Consider the following 20,757-nt stretch of genomic DNA (forward strand, 5'->3'; position numbering starts at 1 on the left):
ATACTCCCTCATTGGGTAAGGTGTTTTGTTGGTTTAACAGGTATCGTTAATGTACGGCCACCTCCTTGTACCAGTTCTTCTCAGCTCCATCCCACCTGAACCCTTCTGCCTTCAGCAATTCCTTCTTATTAAAGGTGTCTCCGGTGGCGATAAGCCTGCCATTGAGTCGCTGGTAGTCAACACCGGCGATTTGAGGTTCGGATTGGGGTGTTGGTGTCGGTGAAACCGATGCTTTGTGATGTTGAGTTGGTTGGCTGTTTTGTTTCTGATTCTTCTGCACAGGTCTTTGTTTTTGTGGTTCGGGTTGGCTATTGTTTGCCGGAGGCCTGTTTCCGGGACCGCTTTTATAGACATCTTCAAGCAATCCCCGATAGGCATCGGAACCAATAGAGACAAGGGAGAAGCATTTCTGAATCGCGTCGGTCACAGCGCCCTTATAGGCATCACCAACGTTCTTCTTCACAATATTCATCTGCCCTGTCTGTGAACCCTTGCATAGCCACTCGTTTGCTATGCGGATAAAGAGCTTTACCTCCACCACTGCCTGGAAATCAAAAATTTCCTTGCTGACAATTTCATAGCGCCAGTTCTCCGGCTGCAGGATCTCGTTGACCGCATCAAAAACGTACTGCGGTTTGAACCCGTACCTGACCTGGCCGATGACTTTGCCATCTCTGTCTTTGAACATTACCTGCTGCACCGCTTCGGAACCGAAGCTCCGGATCTTTGCATTGATCTCCTTCACTGTCTCTGAAAAAGTTTCTGACATTGCTGTTTCCTCCTCGTCGTTGATAGGGAGGGAAACAACAATACCCCTGGCGGGAGTATGAAATTTCACTCCCTGATAATAGGGTTTGATACGTCTATGAGGAAAAAAGTCACAGCGAGGCACAACAAGGTGCTGCATCAAAAAGACGCAATTCTCCTGGACGATTTTCTATGGGGAAAAAAAGAGCGCAGAACTATTCGTAAATCAATTCTGCTGGGGAAGTTGCCTGGGTTTATAGCGGGGAAGTTCGCCTCTGCGATTAAACTCTGCTGACCAGACGTGCCGTTCGGCTTTAAAAAGGTTCCAAGGGTCATCCACAAAACAAAAGAGGTTCACTTCTGTGATTAAACATTTTGTCTGGATCCCAGCTAGTTCCCGACTTTGCGGGGTTACTTGAAAGAATCAAGTGGAATAATGCTTAAAAATTATCCCTTTTTTCAAAAAAATCAAAGAAAAATGTTCCGCCCCTGGAAAAGAGTATATAGGAGGGAATTTTTTCGGAGCGGAAACTATGGATGCAATATTCCACCAGGTCATAGATGCGTTCGTCGATAAGCACGGCTTGAGCAAAGGGCAGGTAATAGCTGAAATTGAGCGGACGTTCTCCTCAATGCTGTCACGCTGGCACCGGAAAAACGTGGTGGTTGTTTTCACAGGCGATCAGCTTTCAGCGCTTGGCTACCACGATGATAGCGGTGGGCCTGCCCAGGTACCGATTGATATAAAGACCATGCGCGGATGGAACACCATCAAAAGGATATTGGACAGGAATCTCAGTACAGCTGCCTGTCTTGATGAGGTCGGCAAATACAAGCGAAAGGAAAAGGATATTGTGTGGGGAGAGGTTATCTCGCGGGATGAAACAAGCCTTGGTGTTCAGTTGGATATAGAATTTGGAGTTGATCTTTATGGTACCTGTCCTCTGCAATACCTCGGTAGACATGAGCGGGACCAAATGCTCATAGGTGACAAAAAAATCTTCCATATCAGGCGGGTTGAATCTGTCATGGTTGGCGATATCCCTCGAACACAGATCACCATCGACCGGGTCTCCAAAACCCTTGTGGTCAAGCTGCTCAGACAACAGTTGAACCCGAAGTTCAAGGATATCAAAATTCGCTGTGCCAAACGGTATGTGGGGCATAAGAGCTTTATTCAATCCAGCATGTATTTACCCAAAAAAGTGATCCTTCAGGCGGCGGAAGAGTTAGGAGAGCATATTCAGGTGAACGTGATCCGAGAGAGGAAATTCCAGAACCCATGATATTCAAACGCAAAACAAACAACGAGTGTGCGGTTGAGCTGGGAAGCGGAATTAACCTGGACGCGCCTGAAACGATCATGCAGATCCGGTATCCGGACAGTTACAGGAAAGCACATTTCTGGTGTTTCGGGACCACCAGGGTCGGCAAGACTAGGGCAATGGAAAACATCATCGAGCAGGACATTCGTAAAGGGTATTCGGTGGTGGCCATTGACCCCAAAGGCGACGCCGACCTGTTCTCCAAAATAGTCCAGGTCGCGTTCGCGAACGATCGCCAGCAGGATCTCATGCTGATAAACCCGATCTTTCCGCAATATAGCGCGACCCTCGATCCCCTCTCTTCTTACTACATGGTCGAGGAACTGGTTGCCCATATCACAGCAGGGGTAACAATCGGCAGGGAACCATACTATTACAGCGTGGCTTACGAAGTGAGTTTGCTGGTCGTACAGTCCCTCATCATGCTCGCCCGGGCTACTGGTCAAAAACCTTCGTTTAACCTCAGCGATATCAAAAACAATATCGGTCATGACGACCTGGCTGCACTCAAGGAAAAACTCGACTACATTGATGATCCGGAGGCTGAGCAGCTTTCAAGAGATCTAGCTAAAATTCTGGTTACCCCGGCAGAATTCAACTCTAAAGTGGGCAGTTCTCTTCGTGTAGCCCTCACCGAACTGACCTCCGGGAATATTGGAAAGATTATTGGCAACGCTGAAGAGGACCGATTCATTGAGCGACTTGAGGCAGGAAAACCGGTAATTCTTGTTGTTCAGCTTGGCTCGCTGCTGACTAAACGTGCAGCATACTCAGCAGGGAAAGTGCTTATATCCATGCTTCAGGCCTTTGTCGGCCGCAGGTATTCAAGCGATAAAAGGGTTACTCCCCCACTGGCATTGCATATAGACGAAGCTCAATCTGTTCTTTATCACGGTATCGAGGATCTTTTCGCAAAAGCCGGTGGTGCCGGGATCTATATCCATGGATACTGTCAATCCATCAGTCAGCTCTATTCAGAAATCGGTCAGGATCGGGCCAACACCATCCTTGATAACTGTAACACCAAGCTGTTCATGCGGGTACCGGATACCAAGACGGCAAAATATATATCAACACATCTAGGTGAGAAGCGTACCTATAGCCCGATTATTTCTCTTGGCGGTGGACTCTCTATTCGTGAAACAGAAGAAACCCGGATCAAACACACCGAACTATTAAACCTGGCTCCCAGACAATTTTTCCTCACCACCTATTCCGGGGTATACCGAGGAGTAACCAGGGATGTATCAGAGGCCTCTATTAAGGTTGTATTCCCTGATGTACAGGGGGGACTTCAGTCATGATCAGTTTTAACGGGCTCATCATAGCTGCGATTGGCACTCTACTCCTTTATATCCTGAGCATTGTGGTTTTTGGCAGGAAAAAGCAGACAGGAGATGTTGGTCAACAGGAAATACCCCTCAGTGAACTTGCCGAAATCTGGGCTGAAAGTAAGCGCACCGGCCAGATTCATATCAGAGACATCGCCCCTCTATGGCGAAAAAGTACAATCACCGAAGGTGAACGCTCTGAATATACGTTCAAATATCCCGAGGTTGATGACTGGTTTCATACCAACATTTCAGACCAACCCTGGTTCAACCAGGCAGAAGCACATAGGGAAATCTGTTACCAGCTTTTAAGAATGCTTGAAGCAGAAGATCCATCCCCGTCAGTTGTAAATCCCTCCAACGATGTTGAAGCCTCCTGGGATACCAATACCTACAACATGCTTGGCAGGACATCACTTCTTGACCACAGCCTACATGTAGCCGAGCAAACTGTCGCTCTGTTGATAGATGCTGAAGCTCATCACGTCATCCCCGATGCCATGGTTGCCGCGTTGGGACATGATATCGGCAAACTCCCCACCAATAGAACCCATTTATACAGTCTTGGTGAGCACCCTCTGGCTGCAGGCAGAGTACTTGCGGAGACTAAGCTGTTTGGGAACCTCTCTCGAAAAGAAGAGATTTCCAGGGCAATCAAGCACCACCATATGAGGCCTGAAGGGCTAATCGGTAAAATCCTCAAAAAAGCGGATCAGAAAGCCAGGCAGATGGAACTTGAAGATGCTGTAAATCAACAGAAACAGCAGGCAGAGTCAGGTGAAGAAACCGTCGATGAGGCAACGCCTTTGCCTGCAGCAGAAAACAATCTGGCAAGACAGGCTGATGCGGACATTTACGGTAGGGATGAAAAAGTTGATTCGAAGAACAAAACCTCATCAGGGGCGATTAACCAGATAAATATCTCAAGCTGGTTTGAGCCTGACGCATTTCTCGATGAATTAAAACCCTATATCAACCGGCTTGAAGGAAGGAGGTTTAAGGCATTCTCAATGCCCAACGGCTATGTCTATTTTCAAGCCAGAGCCATTGAGGAAGTAACACGAAAATTGGCTGAAAAAGCCGATGCAATGGACATTGCCACCATGGCAGACAAAGACAAGTCCATGCAAAAAGTCCTCTACAGTGTGGTGGAGCAATTTCGGACCGGTCATGACATGATCGCAAGAGACCTGATCAAGGATCAGTATTTCGGCGGCTATTTCTCCATTAAAATGCAGAGCGGCAAAACGATGAAAGGCTATTTCACGCCCTTTAAGGCTGAACCATTTGGCTCCATAGCTGAACTGGAAAATAGCAAAAAAGGCATCCTCAAGAATTTTGTATCCGTAGACGTGTATCAGAGCTGAGAAAAACCATGGCAGGAAAAGACGATTACAGCACAAACACCACAATTATCCCTCTTGGCGGCAGCGGCGTATACAGACCACGCAATATTATCAGTGCCATTTCCGAGATCCAGCAATTCTACGTCATCGAAAGTCAAGGGCAGGATATCCCCTCTGAATTTCTGACGCTGGAAGGGTCCTTGGATCTTTTCAAAATCGGGATGAGAAGCGGATTTAACGAAGGACTGTTTATCCTTCTGCTGTTCCCCATTTTCTCTTTTTACCTACTGCCTTTTGTTCTCAATACTTCAGATCAATTTGCCAAAAGCATGGTGACGCTGGTCCCCTACCTTCCTCTAATTATCAATACCGTACTATGCGTCTATATCGGCAGATACTACGTCGGAAACATAACCAGGCGTGCCATCAACTCACTGTTCATTGGGAGAGGCATGGTGCTGCTGCTGAAAGGGTTCCTGATCTATGTGATCTACCAGATCGTCTACAAACTGAGCACTCCTGAATATGTCTGGGCTGTATCACAGAAATTCAGTCAGCCGGAGAAGATATACCAAGGCTATTTAGAGATCCTTCCGGAGCTGGTTCCCCTGGCCACGGAGACAGCAGTAGGGATGTGCTTTGCAGCCATCCTACCGTATATCGCCTCGTATATTCTGGATAAATGGAGACTACATAAAGCAAAGAAAAATATGGAAATGATACAATAATCTTCACTTAAAGGAGATGGAAATGACAGAACAAAAATCGGCCACGGAGAATGGAAAAAACGGAAACAAACGCAAAAAACCAACCCGAGAAGAAATATTGGAACGAAAGATCAACATGGCAAGAGAAAGAGGGGCCAGGGTGATAAAGGTAAATTCGCCCCTGGGATCGATAATGTTCAATGTACTGCGTCAGTTTGATCAGGCCTATGCAAGCTTCAAAGGCAAGCTCGGAGAACCAGGTGGTATTTCCCACGATGACGGTGCTCAAATGATGGCAAAGGCAAGGGATATAACCGTAGAATTTTCCGATCTAACCAGAGATCTGAGCAAGAAGATTGGGTTTCGTTACTACACTCCTGAGGAATTGAAGGCCATACAGGTGCTTGATAAAGCAGACGAATGATGCATGCCTACTGAAATTAATTCATGTCTAAATCAGAAACCATAAAAGCATTCCTGAAGAACAGTATCCCCATTAACCCTCCGTTGCCGGTAGACTTCTATGATACCCCAAATGATGAACGTCCTGCTTGGCAGATCGAAATCCTATGGGGCAGGCCGTTCATTGAAACAACTTCCTTCTTGGGAAAGGAAGAGTTTCGAGAAAATTGGTACAAACACTGGCCTTCAGGCATAAGGTATGAGGCTAGATGTTTGGACGGTGGGGCATGGGACAGACCCACCGTCTGGGGAATGTTTCCCAGCCTTGCTGAAGCCATCGAATGTTGTGAAAAGGGACCGGTTTGGAGAAAACTGATTGGCTGATGAAATGTGAAAATATGAATCTGAATATCAACAGCTCTCACTTGATCGAATTTGCAACGGGGCCTCAATTGCCATGCTTATAATAGCCGACAATATCGTATTCTTATGTACACGCCTCATCTCTGTAGTTCTATCATTACGAGAACAACGAGAATCAGGAGACCAAAAGACTTGCGAAGCAAACGTGAGATTTTGAACAAACGTTTCACGATTGATAACCCACTTTTTTTGACTACACACTAAAGATATAACGTTGCTGCATTGTTTTCGTTTTGAAGACTAATGCTGACAACAGCGTTACCAACGCTACCGTTCCCAAAATTACAGTCAAACGGGTTATCGGCTGCCCATTTTCCAAATAGAGACAAATGAAAACAGTGAGAGTTCGTATCCACTCCGCCGTGTACACAAGCATAGCACCAGTCAACAACCGAGGTGTCCAGCGGTTTTTAACGAAAAGCATGAACAACAGAAAAAGACATGAGACCGCGAGATATGTCGATCCGTAACGATAAAGGTGAGCTGCCATCAGCAAAGAGCTTAGTATTAATGGCATACAGGTTAAAACGATCATCTATTGCCTCAAATTTATTCGAAAATTCCTGTGACCACAGTCACGATTCAAGTTTAGTGAGTTTTTGTGGCTAATGTTGGCCTGTACGAATATCCCCCACTGCCATCCAGATCAATAACCAACCCCGGCAGAAGAAACATTGCCGGGGTCAAAGGCGTGACAAGGCGTTACCGCATAAACACAGCCACATTCTGGGCAGCGTGCCTCATACGTCTCCATCTCAAAAGGGTTCCTGCATTCGCCACAGGTTACTGAAAGCGGAACCGGTGTCGGTTGTTCGGCGAAACCCATCATTCGTACTTTGTCAACTACCTGCCGTCCGTTCTGAAAACTTCCGTTGCATCCATCGTGCATGTTTTCCTCCTGTAAAAGAATGGTGTTAAAAAGAAAAATATTCCAGTGATTCACCCTGCCTGAGCATCTGGCGCATTGACTGCACCTTGCGGTCCAGGGCTTCAATATTCGATAAAATGGCCCGCTCACGGTTATCGGTATCGATAACTTTGTGGATACCGCCGTTCTTTATGACGATGCGCCTATCCCCCATGAGCGCGAGCATAGGGTCGTGTGTGGCCATAAGTACGATCTTGTCTTCGTTAAGCAGGAGTCTCAATGCTTTTTTACGATCTATCCCAGCATTTTCTATCTCGTCAATCAAGACGATGGGAGACCTGCTGAGGATGGCGGTGTCAGCAATCATAAGTGCCCGGGACTGGCCTCCGGAAAGGGAGGTGATGGCGGTATCGGGCGTAAACTGTTCACCGGCCAGTTCATTGGCCTCATGAATGATATTTTTTACAACCTCATCCGCATTATTCACCATACGACTGTCTGCATGAAGCCGGACAAACTCTTCAACAGTGAGATCCATAACGAAGTTCATGTTCTGTGAGAGCTGCGCAACGAGCTTATCCGAGGAGCTGAAGCGCCATTTCGGGTCCGGTTCTTTCCCATTCACCAAGACCTGCCTGCTGGTTGGCGTGTCCTTTTGCGCCATCCACTCAATATCTGCCAGCAGCCGGCTTTTGCCAGACCCTGTGGGTCCGACAATGCAGACTATCTCGCCGCGCCTGATGGTGAGTTGTTCAAACTGTTCCGGCGTACCGCTCTTGTCGGTTCCCGGATAGAGAGTCACCTCAGATACCGAACGATCCTCTCCGCCGCCGATAAACTGCAGCATCTGCTCGATGTAGGCAACTATACCGGCTGTTAGAGTTTCTGTATCAATTGCCTTGTCTTCGACTTCATCGGGGTCGAGGCCTGCGAGCAGGGTCGGTATGGTCACTGTCTCGTCTCCGGTCAGGTTCAAACCCTGGCCGGCAAGGTAACCGTTCAGAAAAGGATATCGTCCGAACAGGTCTTTTATTCCCAATGTCTCAAGTTCTTGTTGTATATGGTCCACAGTTACTCATCCTTGTCCGGTATTAGGTGTTCAGGTTGATCTTGCGTACGTTACCCAGCTGGTATTCATCTCCAATCCGGGTCTCACCAAGGCAATAAGAACAAAGCGCAGATGGCATGGGGAAACGGAGTTGTTTCCCTTTAACGGTGTCTACGTGGTCTTCCTCACGATAGATAAGTGTTCCCAGCTCAAAAGCCCCTTGGCCGGTAAGGCCGTTGATATGCAGGATCGTGGCCTTGGGGTTGACTGAATTGACACGGCTGGCAAAAACTTCACGTTCAGCCTGGGAAACGATATCACCCTTGGTGATAACGACCACATCCGCACTTTTCAACATCGGTCCGATTTTTTTCGGGGTATTAATGCCGCTGAGATTGTCGATAACGCAGACCGCCCCAATTTCTTTGATATAGGGTGAACAGCGATTGCACAGGCCGGCAGATTCACTGAATAAGAGATCGAATCCTTGCGCCAGCCCCCACTGGGTTACCTCTTCAATATTGGAGACAAAGTAGTGGTCTGGACACAACGCACCTGAAAGCCCCTTGCGTACGGGTATGCCGGCCTTTTCATACAGCAGGTCATCGTCAGTTGTGAGGCAGTCGAATTTGACCACCCCTACCTTGACGCCTTTTTTTCTCAACGCGTCAGCCGTCTTCAGGATAACAGCAGTTTTTCCCGATGAAGGCGGGCCGGATACTGTTACGAGATTCATGCGAGACCTCCCCTGAATGAAGATGAGAACAGCTCTTCGCAGCGAGCTATTTCTTTTGAGAGGTCGGTCTGTGAGATCTTATCCCAGCCGAGCCACATCATGGGAGTGTCATCGGGGAGCTTGTTGTCCACCTCAGGATGCAGTGAAGGGAAAAGTCCTTGGTGCGATAAGGTTTCACCCACAGATTTTGAGGAAAAAAAGTCGACCACCGGCTGCAGCTCTTCGGCCCGTTCCTTCTTAGCGAGCATGAAAACCGGGCTCACGATAGCGCCGTCTTCAGGCCAGACCGCTTCCATGGTACCGCCAGGCTGTACTGTCTTGGTGAAAAAATAAGGCATTATGGTAACCGCTGGTCGCTGCTCCTTGAGCCGGTTACTCTTTATCATTTGCGCGGGGTGCATCGCCTGCAGCATGGATCGTCCCAGTTTTTCAACACCCTCATCACCATATCGATCATGAATATTAAGCAGGATCGCATTGAACAGGTCAAAATCAGAGACCGGCAGGGAAACGGATTGTTCCCATTCCGGCTTGAGAATATCTTCCCATGAGCGGGGGATTTCCCGACCATTCAGTTCCTTGGTGTTGACAAGAAAGACTGCCAGCACAACCGATATTACAGAGTAGTTATGTGAGGGGTCCTGCAAGCCACGTCCCTTGAACAGGGAGTTTTCCTGATCATAGTTAACCAGATCGGTAAAAACTCCCTGCTGACGAAAACGACCGATCTTGGTCGCATCAAAAAAGAGATCAAAACCTGCCGACATAAAAAGATCGGGCAGTTGTTCCGGGTTCGTTATCCCTTCCAGGTTTTCTGCAACCCAATCGATACCGACACTGGCCGCCTTGAGATCTGTATTAACGCCGCTTAGTCCTGTCTCTTCAACAAACGAATTATATTGTTCAAGGAGCGGGATACGGACCGGGCACGGGAGCAAACCGACCACATTCACACCTTCCTGGTCTATTTCTTCTTCTCTGGCAAGTGTCGCATCGGAGTTACTTCGTTCCGAGTCAATCACTTCATTGAGAAGGGCCATGAAGGTTTCCGGATTCCGGTTTTTCATCTGCAGCGCGGTCTCAAAGGTAATCATCTTGCCGAATACCTCTCGCTGGGTGTCATCTTCCATTTGTGGGAATCCGTTGGTTGCAAAAACTGCAACAGTTTCAGGATATCGCTCTGCTATCGAGTGCAGGGTGTCCGTGATCTGGAAATAGTGTGCCATTGTTTACTCCACAATTTAATGCGCTTTTATAGGCGATTTTACAGCTCAGGTAGAGGGAGGCTCAGATTCCTATTGAGGACATTGCTGTTCCCTCTACCTGTAATTTATGTCTCCACTATACTGAGATTGGCGAATTTAAAATTGATCCACGTCAAAGGAAAGCATGAAAATAAAGATTTCTTCTGTGATCAAAGAATCAACCGCGACATCAGAATTGTTTCGAAATTTACTGATAATTGATCTGGGTCAAGGATAATCCTACACAAGCTTGTATGATGGTTTGAAACATCAGGATTGGAACCGAATGAACGGTTCCATATGTTACGACAACTTGTGTTTCTGTTCGCACTCTGCTGGAAGAGAAACATGCAGCTAACTTGAGGATAATTCTATGAGTATGTTCTGTTTTCAATGCCAGGAGGCAGCAAAAGGTACAGGGTGCACGGTAAAAGGCGTGTGTGGAAAAGAGGAATCAACTGCAAAACTGCAGGACCTGCTCATCTACGACATGAAAGGTATTGCGGTCTTGGCAAAGAACCTGAAACAGGCGGGTGTATCGGTTGACATGTCTGTCGGTCTGTTTCTCGCCCAGGGACTGTTCACGACCATCACCAACGCCAACTTTGACAATGCAAGCCTGGAGTCCTGGGTAAAACGATCCCAGGTCATAAAACAGAGACTCAAAGAACAGTTCGACGCCATGAACCCCTCCCAGGAAAAGGCTTCGATCTGGGCGAAACTGATGCAGTTTCTCGGTGTCGGCAAGGAGCAAAGCGCAGCAGAGCAGTTGCATCATTCGGCATTATGGTTTTCCAGCGATACCTCAATCTTCCAGGAGAAAGCCGCTGCAGTCGGAGTTCTGGCAACGGAAAATGAAGATGTCCGCTCTCTGCGTGAACTGCTTATTCTCGGCCTCAAAGGTATAGGAGCATATGCTGAGCATGCGGCGGTCCTCGGGGTTGAGAAAGAAGAGATCTATGACTTTGTCATCGAGGGGTTGGCCTCTACCACTGAAAACATTTCAGTTGATGAGATGGTTGGTTTAGTTCTGAAAGCTGGTGAGTGCGCAGTAACGACCATGGCTGCCCTGGACAGTGCCAACACCTCAGCGTACGGGAACCCTGAAATAACCCAGGTGGATTTGGGCGTTAGCGACAGGCCGGGCATCCTTATCAGTGGCCATGACCTGAAAGACATGGAAGAACTTCTCATTCAAACTCAGGGTACCGGAGTGGATGTGTACACCCATGGCGAGATGCTGCCGGCCCACTACTACCCGGCTTTCAAGAAATACGACAACCTCAAAGGGAATTACGGCAGCTCATGGTGGCACCAGAACCAGGATTTTGAATCCTTCAACGGACCAATCCTGATGACCACCAACTGCATTATCCCCATTAAAAAATCAAACACCTACAAAGAGCGGATGTACACCACCGCCATGGCAGGGTATCCCGGAGTAACTCACATCCCTGAGAGGATGAACGGAAAACCCAAAGATTTCTCAGCCGTTATCGAGCAGGCAAAAGGCTGTAAAGCACCCGAAGAAATTGAGACAGGCACCATCGTCGGCGGATTTGCTCACGACCAGGTACTTGCCTTGGCAGACAAGGTGGTGGATGCGGTCAAATCTGGAGCCATTAAGCGATTTGTCGTGATGGCGGGCTGTGACGGCAGGCAGAAAGGCCGCAACTATTTTACAGAGGTTGCTCAAAACCTGCCCCAGGACGCAGTAATCCTGACAGCGGGTTGCGCCAAATACCGCTACAATAAGCTTGATCTTGGCGACATTGGAGGCATCCCGAGAGTTCTCGACGCCGGACAGTGCAACGATAGCTACTCTCTCGCGGTTATCGCTTTAAAGCTCAAAGAGGTTTTCGAGCTTGAAGATATCAATGAATTGCCCATCTCATTTGACATCGGCTGGTATGAGCAGAAAGCAGTAGCGGTGCTGCTGGCCCTGTTACATCTTGGTGTGAAAGGGATCCGCCTTGGACCGTCCCTGCCAGCCTTCGTTTCCCCAACCGTATTAAATGTTCTGGTGGAAAATTTTGACATCAAACCAATCGGTACTGTTGAAGACGACATCGCAGCAATGATGGCTGGAAACTGATATAACATTGGGAATTACTTTCAATAATAACCATTTATTAAATTTATGAAGTGGGTTGACAACGTTCTCCTTTTTTGAGAGCGTACCAGTAGCGAAGTAAAGTTCATGAACGAATAAGAACAATACAATTGGGAGGAAGAAATGTTTTGTAACCAATGTGAACAAACCGCGAAAGGAACAGGTTGTATAAAAATTGGGGTTTGTGGAAAGACTGATGAGGTCGCCGCTCTCCAGGACCTGCTTACCTATGCTATCCAGGGACTATCGTTAGTTGCAAATGAAGGACGCAAAAACGGTGTAGTCGATGATCAGGTCAACAGATTCAGCTGTGAGGCTATCTTTGCCTGCTTGACAAATGTGGATTTTGACCCTGCAAGGTTTGAGCAGTGGATCAATACAGCTGTCACATTACGTGACCAACTGGCTGCTAAAGTAAAAACTGCGGGCGGCAATATCGATTTTGCTGCACCGGCATATAGTTTCACCCCTGCCAGCTCAATTGACGGTCTTGTTGCTCAAGGTAGAGATCTGGATTTTATGAACAAGCTCGACGAGAATGAGGATCTTCGCTCGTTAAAGCAAATTATCGTTTACGGCATCCGTGGCCTTGCAGCCTATGCTGACCATGCAGCAATCCTTGGCAAGGAAGATGACTCTGTCTATGCGTATATCCACGAAACAATGGCTGACCTCGCAAGCACCGGACAGGATCTCAATCAGTTGGTCGCGTTGACTTTGAAATGCGGTGAAACCAACCTGAAGGCGATGGAATTGCTTGATGCCGGGAACACCGGCAAATATGGGAATCCCACACCGACCTCTGTCCCTCTGGGAGCAAAAGCGGGAAAGGCGATTCTTGTCTCTGGTCATGATTTGAATGACTTAGAACTGCTTTTAAAGCAGACGGAAGGCAAGGGCATCACTATTTATACTCATGGTGAAATGCTTCCGTGTCATGGTTATCCTGAATTGAAAAAATATGACCATTTTTACGGGCACTACGGAACAGCCTGGCAAAATCAAGCTAAAGAGTTTCCTGAGTTTCCTGGTGCTATACTGTTCACGACAAACTGCATTCAAAAGCCCGCTGACTCCTATAAAGATAAGGTGTTCACCACTGGTCTCGTAGGTTGGCCTGGTCTTGTACACATTGGTGAGAGCAAGGACTTCACACCAGTTATCGAAAAAGCCCTTGAGCTGCCAGGTTTTGCACAAGATACGGATAAGGGCAGTGTTATGACTGGCTTTGCAAGAAATGCCGTTCTTGGTGTAGCGGATAAAGTTATTGATGCGGTCAAGAATAAAGCGATTCGACACTTCTTTCTTGTTGGTGGCTGTGATGGTGCTAAGCCTGGACGTAATTATTACACCGAGTTTGTAGAGAAAGTACCGGAAGACTGCATGGTCCTGACACTTGCATGCGGTAAATTCAGATTCTTTGACAAAGATCTGGGTGACATTGGAGGAATTCCAAGATTACTCGATGTCGGACAATGCAATGATGCATATTCCGCAATCCAGATAGCTGTTGCTCTTGCAGGTGCATTCGAGTGTGAAGTCAATGATCTGCCCCTGTCGATGATATTGTCATGGTACGAGCAGAAGGCTGTGGTAATACTTCTTACCTTATTCAGTTTGGGCATAAAAGATATTCGGCTTGGACCCTCTCTGCCGGCATTCATATCACCAAATGTCCTTAACGTTCTTGTAGAGAATTTCGAATGCAAGCCAATTGCTGCCACACCGGATGAGGACTTGAAAACCATATTGGGATAATTCAAATTCTTTATTATTCATGAAGCTGGGCTGACGCAAAATCAGTCCAGCTTTTTTTATTTCTCACTAAATTGTGATAAATTTGACTTATGTCAATTTGCAATATTTATGATATGGTACGCTAAGATCACCAATAAAGCAGCACCATCGGTCAATTGACGAGGAACTGCTAGACCGGCTCTGCAGCAAAATCTCCGAGAAAAACAAAATTTATACATATCAACCCAACTAGCATTTTATTGCCGGAACGTTGAGCAACAGGCAGTCCCGCGTCAGAGGATTTCAATTTACAGAATCTCCTGACATATTTCCTTAAACTGGAGGTGTGGAATGAAAAAGCTCGTAATTCTTGGTGCAGGATGTGCTGGAAGTATGGTCGCCAACAAGCTGCGCAAACTGCTCAGTCATCATGAATGGTCAATAACGATTATCGATCAGGATGACAAGCATGTGTATCAGCCGGGTCTGCTGTTTATACCTTTCGGGATATATAAAGCTGAAGATGTTGTCCGCAGTCGCAGTGAATTCATCCCCAAAGGTGTGAACTTTGTTGTTGATGAAATAGTCGCTGTTGACACAGAAACACAAAGGGTGGAGACAACTGCCGGCAGTTACAAGTATGATAAAATAATCATCTGTACCGGCGTCTCACTCGCTCCTGAGGAAATCCCCGGCCTTATGGATGGGTGGCAGAAGACTGCCTTTGATTTCTATACGCTGGAAGGAGCTGCAAATCTGGGTCAGGCCTTACGCGAATTCAGATCAGGGAAACTGATTCTCAACATCGCCGAATTCCCGTTCAAGTGTCCGGTGGCACCCCTAGAGTTTGTCTATCTTGCCGACGCCTATTTTACCGAACGCGGTGTCCGCGACCAGATTGAGATCAGGCTGGTCACTCCGCTTCCCGGTGCGTTTACCAAGCCCAAGGCAAGTGCCTTCTTTTCTCAGCTTATCGAGCAGAAAAACATCAAAATCACCTCAAGCTATGATCTGGCGGAAGTTGATACAGAGAACAAGAAAATCATCTCCGCAGGAGGGCTAGAACTTGAGTATGACTTGCTGGTCTCCATTCCTCCTAACGTCGGTGCCCGTTATCTGGTGAAATCAGGCCTGGCCATGGATGAAATCGGCTACGTCAAGACGAATCACCATACCCTCAAGGCTGAAGATTTCGACAATATGTTTGTCCTGGGCGATACAACGACCCTCCCGACCTCCAAGGCCGGTTCGGTTGCCCATTTCTCCGCAGAGGTCCTGGTGGAGAACTTTATGCGTGAAATCAATAACGAGCCACTGCGCAAGGATTTTGACGGCCACGCGAACTGCTTTATCGAGACAGGATTTGAGAAAGCTGCACTCATCGATTTCAACTATGAATATGAACCTCTGCCGGGCAAATTTCCACTTCCCGGACTTGGACCCTTTTCATTGCTTGGCGAATCCAAGGCAAACCACTGGGGTAAGATGATGTTCAAATGGGTGTACTGGAACAAGCTTGTCAGTGGTGAGGAGATGCCACTAGAAGCCCAGATGTCGCTTGCCGGAAAATTCCAGGACTAAAGGGGGAGTGCCATGACCAATGAAGAAAAAATTCTGGCAAAGCTGGATGAACTGACAGCTGAGATACAGGAGGCGAAGCAGACTATTCGGCCGTATGTGGAACTCAAGCAGGATCTTGAGCCGCTCATCAACGATATGGTGCTCAGTGCCATAGGTAAACTCAGCGGGTTAGATCGGAAATTTGACCTGGAAGATATCGGTGACATGCTGGGCCAGCTACTTATCTCCAGTAAAAACCTGGCGGAGGGATTGAAAACGTTGGATAAATTCATGGAATTCAAAAAGGATTTTGAGCCCTACTCCAAGGATGTCTTCAAGGAACTCACCGAACAGCTGCAAACTTCCCTGCATGGTTTTGAACCAGGAAACCTGCAGGAGCTCATACGTCAATTTATCGTCAATATGGGTAATATGGCGGAAGGGTTGAAAATGCTTGGCTCGCTTATGGAAATGAAAAAGGATGCGAACGCGCTGACGAAACTGGCATTTAACGATTCGGTAGAAAGGCTTGAAAATCTCAAACAGCGAGGGACATTTGAAGCTTTCGAGCACGTGTTGGGGATGACGGAGCGAGTCGGCAGCAAGGTGCAGCAGGTCGATTTTGAAAAGATCGAACCGATTCGGGGTATCTGGGGCATGATGTCAGCCATGAAACGTCCTGAGGTCCAGGAAGGATTGGGCATTCTGGTCGAACTTTCCACAGTGATGACAGCCTTGAAACAGGAGCCAGTTCCCCGCTGATTGTCGCCTGAATAGCATCTGTTCAATTGCACCAATTCCCTCAGCCAGAACCGGATGGATTTATCCCCAGGCAAAAATAGAGTGTTCCTTCCGGTTTTGCAGCCAGGAGAATGTTATGATGAAAACCAGAAAGGACAGTGAAATTGGCAAAACAGCAGCCTCTCCGGAAGATACATTCCTGAACCCGACTCCCATGCTCGATGAGCTGGAGTCCGGGCCATGGCCGAGCTTTATCTCCGGCCTCAAGGAGTTGGCGGAACGTACCAGAAAACCGATATTGAGAGGGGTGCTCGACCAGCTGGAGTATTCCTATCAAACCAGGACAGGCTACTGGCGCGGAAGTCTTGTGACCGTCCAAGGATACGGCAGCGGAGTCATCGGCCGTCGCAGCATGATCAAGGACAAGATTCCGGAGGCGGCCGAGTTCCATACCTTTCGTGTTCAGCCTGCGCCGGGATTGCATTACAACACAAGGATGTTGCGTAACCTCTGCGACACCTGGGAAAAACATGGATCCGGCCTGATCGCCTTGCACGGGCAAACCGGAGACATCATGCTCCAGGGCATCGAAGAGGAAAACGTCCAGGACTGTTTTGACGAGATTAATCAAGCGGGCTGGGATCTCGGCGGGGCGGGAGCAGCCATGCGGTCCGCTACCTCGTGCGTTGGCCCGGCCCGGTGCGAACATGCCTGTTACGACACCCTGAAGATGCATTACAGGACATTGACTCATTTCATAAGCGACATTCACCGCCCGCAGTACAATTATAAATTCAAATTCAAATTTTCAGGATGCCCCAACGACTGCAGCAACTCCATATTTCGCTCCGACATGGCGGTCATCGGCATGTGGCGGGATGCGATCCAGATAGATCCCGTGGCGGTACAAGGCTGGATTGAAAAAAACGGCATCGACTCCCTGGTCAACATTGTCATCAACAACTGCCCGACCCGCGCCTTCCTGTTGCAGAAGGGCACGATAAAGATCGACAACAAAAACTGCGTTCACTGCATGCACTGCATCAACGTGATGCCGCAGGCCCTCTCCCCCGGCAAGGAGAGAGGAGTGACCCTGCTGCTAGGCGGCAAGAGCGTGTTGAAAGTTGGCACAATGGGCGGGTCAATGATTGTTCCTTTTCTCAAGATGGAAACTGATGAGGACATCGACAACTTTATCCGTCTATCTGAAACAATGATCGAATGGTGGAACGATAACGGTTTTGACCATGAACGCATCGGTGAGACCATCGAGCGGGTCGGGTTGAAACAGTTTCTCGACGGTGTGGGTCTGGAGGCATCCGTAGATATGGTATCCAGGCCACGTAATAACCCTTACTATAAATCTGAATATTAGCGTATCAAACCCAATATCATTTCCCCAATACATGTATAGCTGGAGAAGGACATGAGCAGCGAAAGAACATGGAAAACTATTGAATCCGGCCCTTATGACTACCAGGAGGCTCTCCATCCTGTAGTCATAAAAAATTACGGAAAATGGCATTATCATGAGATGCCCAAACCGGGAGTACTCAAGCACATCGCCGAGAGCGGGGACACTCTTTTTACTGTCAGGGCAGCTACCCCGCGTCAGGATTCCGTCGATCTTATCAGGGGAATGTGTGATATAGCCGACAAATATGCAGATGGGTACCTTCGTTTTACCGTGCGCAACAATGTCGAATTCATGACACCGCATGAGAAAAACGTCGAACCGCTGATCAGGGAACTCGAATCGATCGGCCTTCCTGTCGGCGGAGCCGGGCCTTGCGTTTCCTCCATGGCCCACACCCAGGGGTGGCTGCATTGTGATATTCCGGCGACCGATGCCTCGGGAGTGGTCAAAGCTGTCATGGACACTCTTATAGACGACTTCAAGAACTGGCGACTGCCCAGTAAGGTGCGGCTGTCGACTTCCTGCTGCTCCATTAACTGCGGTGGTCAGGTTGATATCGCTATTGTCGTCAAGCATACCCGCCCTCCTCGTATCAATCACGGTATCATAGGAAATATCTGTGAACTACCGAAAGTCGTGGCCCGATGCCCCGTTGCGGCAATCCGCCCTGAAGTGGTCAACGACAAACCTTCCCTGGTGGTCGACAATAATAAATGTATGTATTGCGGAGCCTGCTTCGGTGCCTGTCCGGCAATGGAGATCAATCATCCGATACATTCAAAATTTGCCATCTGGGTGGGAGGCAAAAACTCCAATGCCCGTTCACGGCCAACCGTAATGAGCCTGGTGGCCCAAGACCTGCCCAACAATCCGCCGCGCTGGCCTGAAGTGTCTGAGGTTGTCGGCCGGATTCTCGATGCGTTCCGGAAAGAGGGCCGCCCATGGGAACGGCTGGGTGAGTGGATAGAGAGGGTCGGCTGGAAACACTTTTTTGCAGTGACAGGGCTGGTGTTCGAGAAAGACATGATAGACAGTTATCGGCATGCCCGGACAACATTCAATCAATCAGCCCATGTCCGATTTTAGTGGAAAGCTCTGCTGACTGGTACAACTCTCTGGTCTGAAGTTAATAATCCCGTTTGTCAGGGGTGACACAGGAGCAGCATCATGCAAATACGTCCTGAAGAATCAAACCCTCTGCTCGACTCTGCACTAAACTATAATTTTCCGGAATTCGGCGAGGAAAAGGGGATCAATAAGGTTGTGGCCTTTGGGGATCACAGCCATAAAGGCCCTGTCTATGTCAGACAGACCCCTCCCTGCACTGATGGATGTCCGGCCGGCAATGACATTCGCTCCTGGCTCACCCTTGTCCAGCATACCGAAAAACGACAGCGCAGCTGGCAGCAGTCATTCGAACTGGCCTGGCATGAGGCGAGCCGGACCACGCCTTTTCCGGCTGTCTGCGGCCGAGTATGCCCTCACCCTTGTGAAACGAAATGCAACCGGAGCAAAAAAGATGACGGGGCTGTCAATATCGGCTCCTTTGAGCGTTTTATCGGTGATTACGGTATCCATGCCGGATTGCGGCATAAAAAGCTAACCACAGAAACCAAGGACAAGAAAGTCGCTGTAATCGGTGCGGGTCCTGCCGGACTGAGCTGTGCCTTTCAGCTGGCGCGGCGGGGATTTCCGGCAACAGTGTTCGAAGCCTTTGAACGGCCGGGCGGCATGATGCGGTACGGCATCCCTCCCTATCGGCTGCCGCGGAAAATTCTGGACGCGGAGATCGAGGCCATCGTTGAAACCGGAGTAAAAATAGTCTGCAATACGGTTATTGGCGTTGATATGAGCCTAGACCTGCTGGCGTCCGAATTTGACAAGGTTTTCATCGGCATTGGCGCGCATGTGGGCCTTCGGCTCGGTGTAGATGGCGAGGATGCGGCCAACGTGTTCAGCGCGGTCCGGTTCCTCAAACTCATAAACTCTGGTAAGGCCGTGCGCCTTGGTTCTAGGGTCATCGTGGTGGGCGGCGGACATAGCGCCCTGGTCATAGCCCGTGTCGCGCGGCGACTCGGATCGGAAGTTACGGTGCTGTACCGGAGGACCATAGCTGAAATGCCGGCCACGGAAGAGGAAGTGCACGAAGCGATGGCCGAAGGTGTCGACATCTGTTATCTTCTCGCTCCTGTCGGTATTCGAACCGAAAATGATCTTGCCGCTGCCGTGCAGTGCACCCGCATGCAACTCGGAGAACTGGACGATACAGGTCGACGCAGACCGATACCCATTGAGAACTCCTTTGAAGAAGTTGAGTGTACCGCCCTTATTCTTGCCATCAGTCAGCATCCTGACTGGAAAGACGCCAAACGGTACGTCAACAGCTCCGGCTGGCTTACACCTGATGAAAACTGGTCGATTGGCGAGTCGATATATGCGGGTGGTGACATCATCACACCGGACCGGGTGACGACCGCCATTGGCCAAGGGCGCATGGCCGCAGAACGGATAGCAGCCCTGCTCGAGGGCGGACCTGTCCACCCACCACAACGCCCTGAGGTCATCACAGAGGAGAAACTTCGCCTTGCCTATTACGAAAAAAGGAAACGTAATGAACGGCGCTGGATGCCAATAGAAAAGCGGTTCAACGGCACTGTCGAACTGGAGATCGATTTCGGCATAAGTGAAGAGCAGTTCCGTGCGGAAGCTTTACGGTGTATGAGTTGCGGCCTCTGCTTTGAATGTGACCAGTGCAGGATATTTTGTCCCCAGGAAGCAATCTCGGCATTTCCACAAAATCTGATTGGAGAGGTAATGTATACAGACTACAACAAATGTATCGGATGCCATATTTGTGCTTTTACATGTCCCTGTGGTTACATCCAGATGGGAATGGGAGAAGGGTTGTAGCACATTATGTGCGGCACCAGACTGGCCGAATCTTGACACAAGTCAAGGCGGCTTTTGTCCATCTCGGCTAACATCGTTTTATAACTGTAGCAATAGACTCAA

General features: G+C 48.6%; 18 protein-coding genes. 13 read left to right on the forward strand and 5 right to left on the reverse strand.

From position 1 onward, the window contains the following. Positions 1–46: 46 nt before the first annotated feature. Complete coding sequence (locus tag GA520_RS18835; protein WP_163338787.1) at positions 47–769, reverse strand: hypothetical protein; 723 nt, start codon at positions 767–769, stop codon at positions 47–49. A 57-nt stretch (positions 770–826) separates the two neighbouring features. Here GA520_RS18835 and GA520_RS18840 point away from each other — a divergent pair, with 57 nt between their 5' ends. From GA520_RS18840 to GA520_RS18865, 6 genes are all read left to right on the forward strand, one after another. Continuing rightward, positions 827–1,042 carry a hypothetical protein gene (locus GA520_RS18840; RefSeq protein ID WP_163338788.1) on the forward strand — a complete coding sequence of 72 codons (216 nt, stop codon included), beginning with the start codon at positions 827–829 and terminating at the stop codon, positions 1,040–1,042. A 238-nt stretch (positions 1,043–1,280) separates the two neighbouring features. Next, positions 1,281–2,033: a hypothetical protein gene (locus tag GA520_RS18845; protein ID WP_163338789.1), complete on the forward strand. Its 753-nt coding sequence runs from the start codon at positions 1,281–1,283 to the stop codon at positions 2,031–2,033. Then, positions 2,030–3,376: a type IV secretory system conjugative DNA transfer family protein gene (locus GA520_RS18850; RefSeq protein WP_163338790.1), complete on the forward strand. Its 1,347-nt coding sequence runs from the start codon at positions 2,030–2,032 to the stop codon at positions 3,374–3,376. The genes GA520_RS18845 and GA520_RS18850 overlap by 4 nt, the downstream gene beginning before the upstream one ends. Beyond that, a complete protein-coding gene (locus tag GA520_RS18855) occupies positions 3,373–4,770 on the forward strand; it encodes an HD domain-containing protein (protein WP_163338791.1) in 1,398 nt (465 codons plus the stop codon). Before GA520_RS18850 ends, GA520_RS18855 begins: the two co-directional genes overlap by 4 nt. A gap of 8 nt (positions 4,771–4,778) precedes the next feature. Further along, on the forward strand, positions 4,779–5,477 hold the full coding sequence (locus GA520_RS18860; RefSeq protein ID WP_163338792.1) for a hypothetical protein: 699 nt from the start codon (positions 4,779–4,781) through the stop codon (positions 5,475–5,477). A gap of 22 nt (positions 5,478–5,499) precedes the next feature. After that, positions 5,500–5,880 (forward strand): recombinase, encoded by a 381-nt coding sequence (locus GA520_RS18865; RefSeq protein ID WP_163338793.1) that lies wholly within the window; start codon positions 5,500–5,502, stop codon positions 5,878–5,880. A 1,047-nt stretch (positions 5,881–6,927) separates the two neighbouring features. Here GA520_RS18865 and GA520_RS18870 read toward each other — a convergent pair. The 4 genes from GA520_RS18870 to GA520_RS18885 are packed head-to-tail and all read right to left on the reverse strand — an operon-like array spanning position 6,928 to position 10,159. Then, positions 6,928–7,170 (reverse strand): hypothetical protein, encoded by a 243-nt coding sequence (locus GA520_RS18870; protein WP_163338794.1) that lies wholly within the window; start codon positions 7,168–7,170, stop codon positions 6,928–6,930. 25 nt (positions 7,171–7,195) lie between these two features. Continuing rightward, positions 7,196–8,209, reverse strand: coding sequence for an ATP-binding cassette domain-containing protein (locus GA520_RS18875; protein WP_370362804.1), 1,014 nt, complete (start codon positions 8,207–8,209; stop codon positions 7,196–7,198). 31 nt (positions 8,210–8,240) lie between these two features. Further along, positions 8,241–8,933: a GTP-binding protein gene (locus GA520_RS18880; RefSeq protein WP_163338795.1), complete on the reverse strand. Its 693-nt coding sequence runs from the start codon at positions 8,931–8,933 to the stop codon at positions 8,241–8,243. Further along, positions 8,930–10,159: an ABC transporter substrate-binding protein gene (locus tag GA520_RS18885; RefSeq protein WP_163338796.1), complete on the reverse strand. Its 1,230-nt coding sequence runs from the start codon at positions 10,157–10,159 to the stop codon at positions 8,930–8,932. The genes GA520_RS18880 and GA520_RS18885 overlap by 4 nt, the downstream gene beginning before the upstream one ends. Before the next feature lie 391 nt (positions 10,160–10,550). Between GA520_RS18885 and hcp (GA520_RS18890) the strand changes: the two genes are divergently transcribed. The 7 genes from hcp (GA520_RS18890) to GA520_RS18920 all read left to right on the forward strand — a co-directional run bounded on the left by hcp (GA520_RS18890) (position 10,551) and on the right by GA520_RS18920 (position 20,655). Beyond that, positions 10,551–12,272: a hydroxylamine reductase gene (gene hcp / locus GA520_RS18890; RefSeq protein ID WP_304511248.1), complete on the forward strand. Its 1,722-nt coding sequence runs from the start codon at positions 10,551–10,553 to the stop codon at positions 12,270–12,272. A gap of 141 nt (positions 12,273–12,413) precedes the next feature. Further along, entirely contained in the window at positions 12,414–14,048 is a 1,635-nt protein-coding gene (gene hcp / locus GA520_RS18895; RefSeq protein ID WP_163338797.1) for a hydroxylamine reductase, read from the forward strand. 330 nt (positions 14,049–14,378) lie between these two features. Continuing rightward, the gene (locus tag GA520_RS18900) at positions 14,379–15,608 is read left to right on the forward strand and encodes an NAD(P)/FAD-dependent oxidoreductase (protein ID WP_163338798.1); all 1,230 of its coding nucleotides are present in this window, start codon (positions 14,379–14,381) and stop codon (positions 15,606–15,608) included. A gap of 12 nt (positions 15,609–15,620) precedes the next feature. Then, positions 15,621–16,349, forward strand: a complete 729-nt coding sequence (locus GA520_RS18905) for a DUF1641 domain-containing protein (RefSeq protein ID WP_163338799.1) — start codon at positions 15,621–15,623, stop codon at positions 16,347–16,349. Positions 16,350–16,467: 118 nt separating this feature from the next. Next, the gene (dsrA, locus tag GA520_RS18910) at positions 16,468–17,703 is read left to right on the forward strand and encodes a dissimilatory-type sulfite reductase subunit alpha (RefSeq protein ID WP_370362805.1); all 1,236 of its coding nucleotides are present in this window, start codon (positions 16,468–16,470) and stop codon (positions 17,701–17,703) included. A 51-nt stretch (positions 17,704–17,754) separates the two neighbouring features. Then, on the forward strand, positions 17,755–18,831 hold the full coding sequence (gene dsrB, locus GA520_RS18915) for a dissimilatory-type sulfite reductase subunit beta (protein ID WP_163338801.1): 1,077 nt from the start codon (positions 17,755–17,757) through the stop codon (positions 18,829–18,831). An 81-nt stretch (positions 18,832–18,912) separates the two neighbouring features. Then, positions 18,913–20,655, forward strand: coding sequence for an NAD(P)-binding protein (locus GA520_RS18920; RefSeq protein WP_163338802.1), 1,743 nt, complete (start codon positions 18,913–18,915; stop codon positions 20,653–20,655). Positions 20,656–20,757: the final 102 nt, after the last annotated feature.

The organism is Desulfopila sp. IMCC35008 (assembly GCF_010646885.2).
Lineage (GTDB): Bacteria > Desulfobacterota > Desulfobulbia > Desulfobulbales > Desulfocapsaceae > Desulfopila.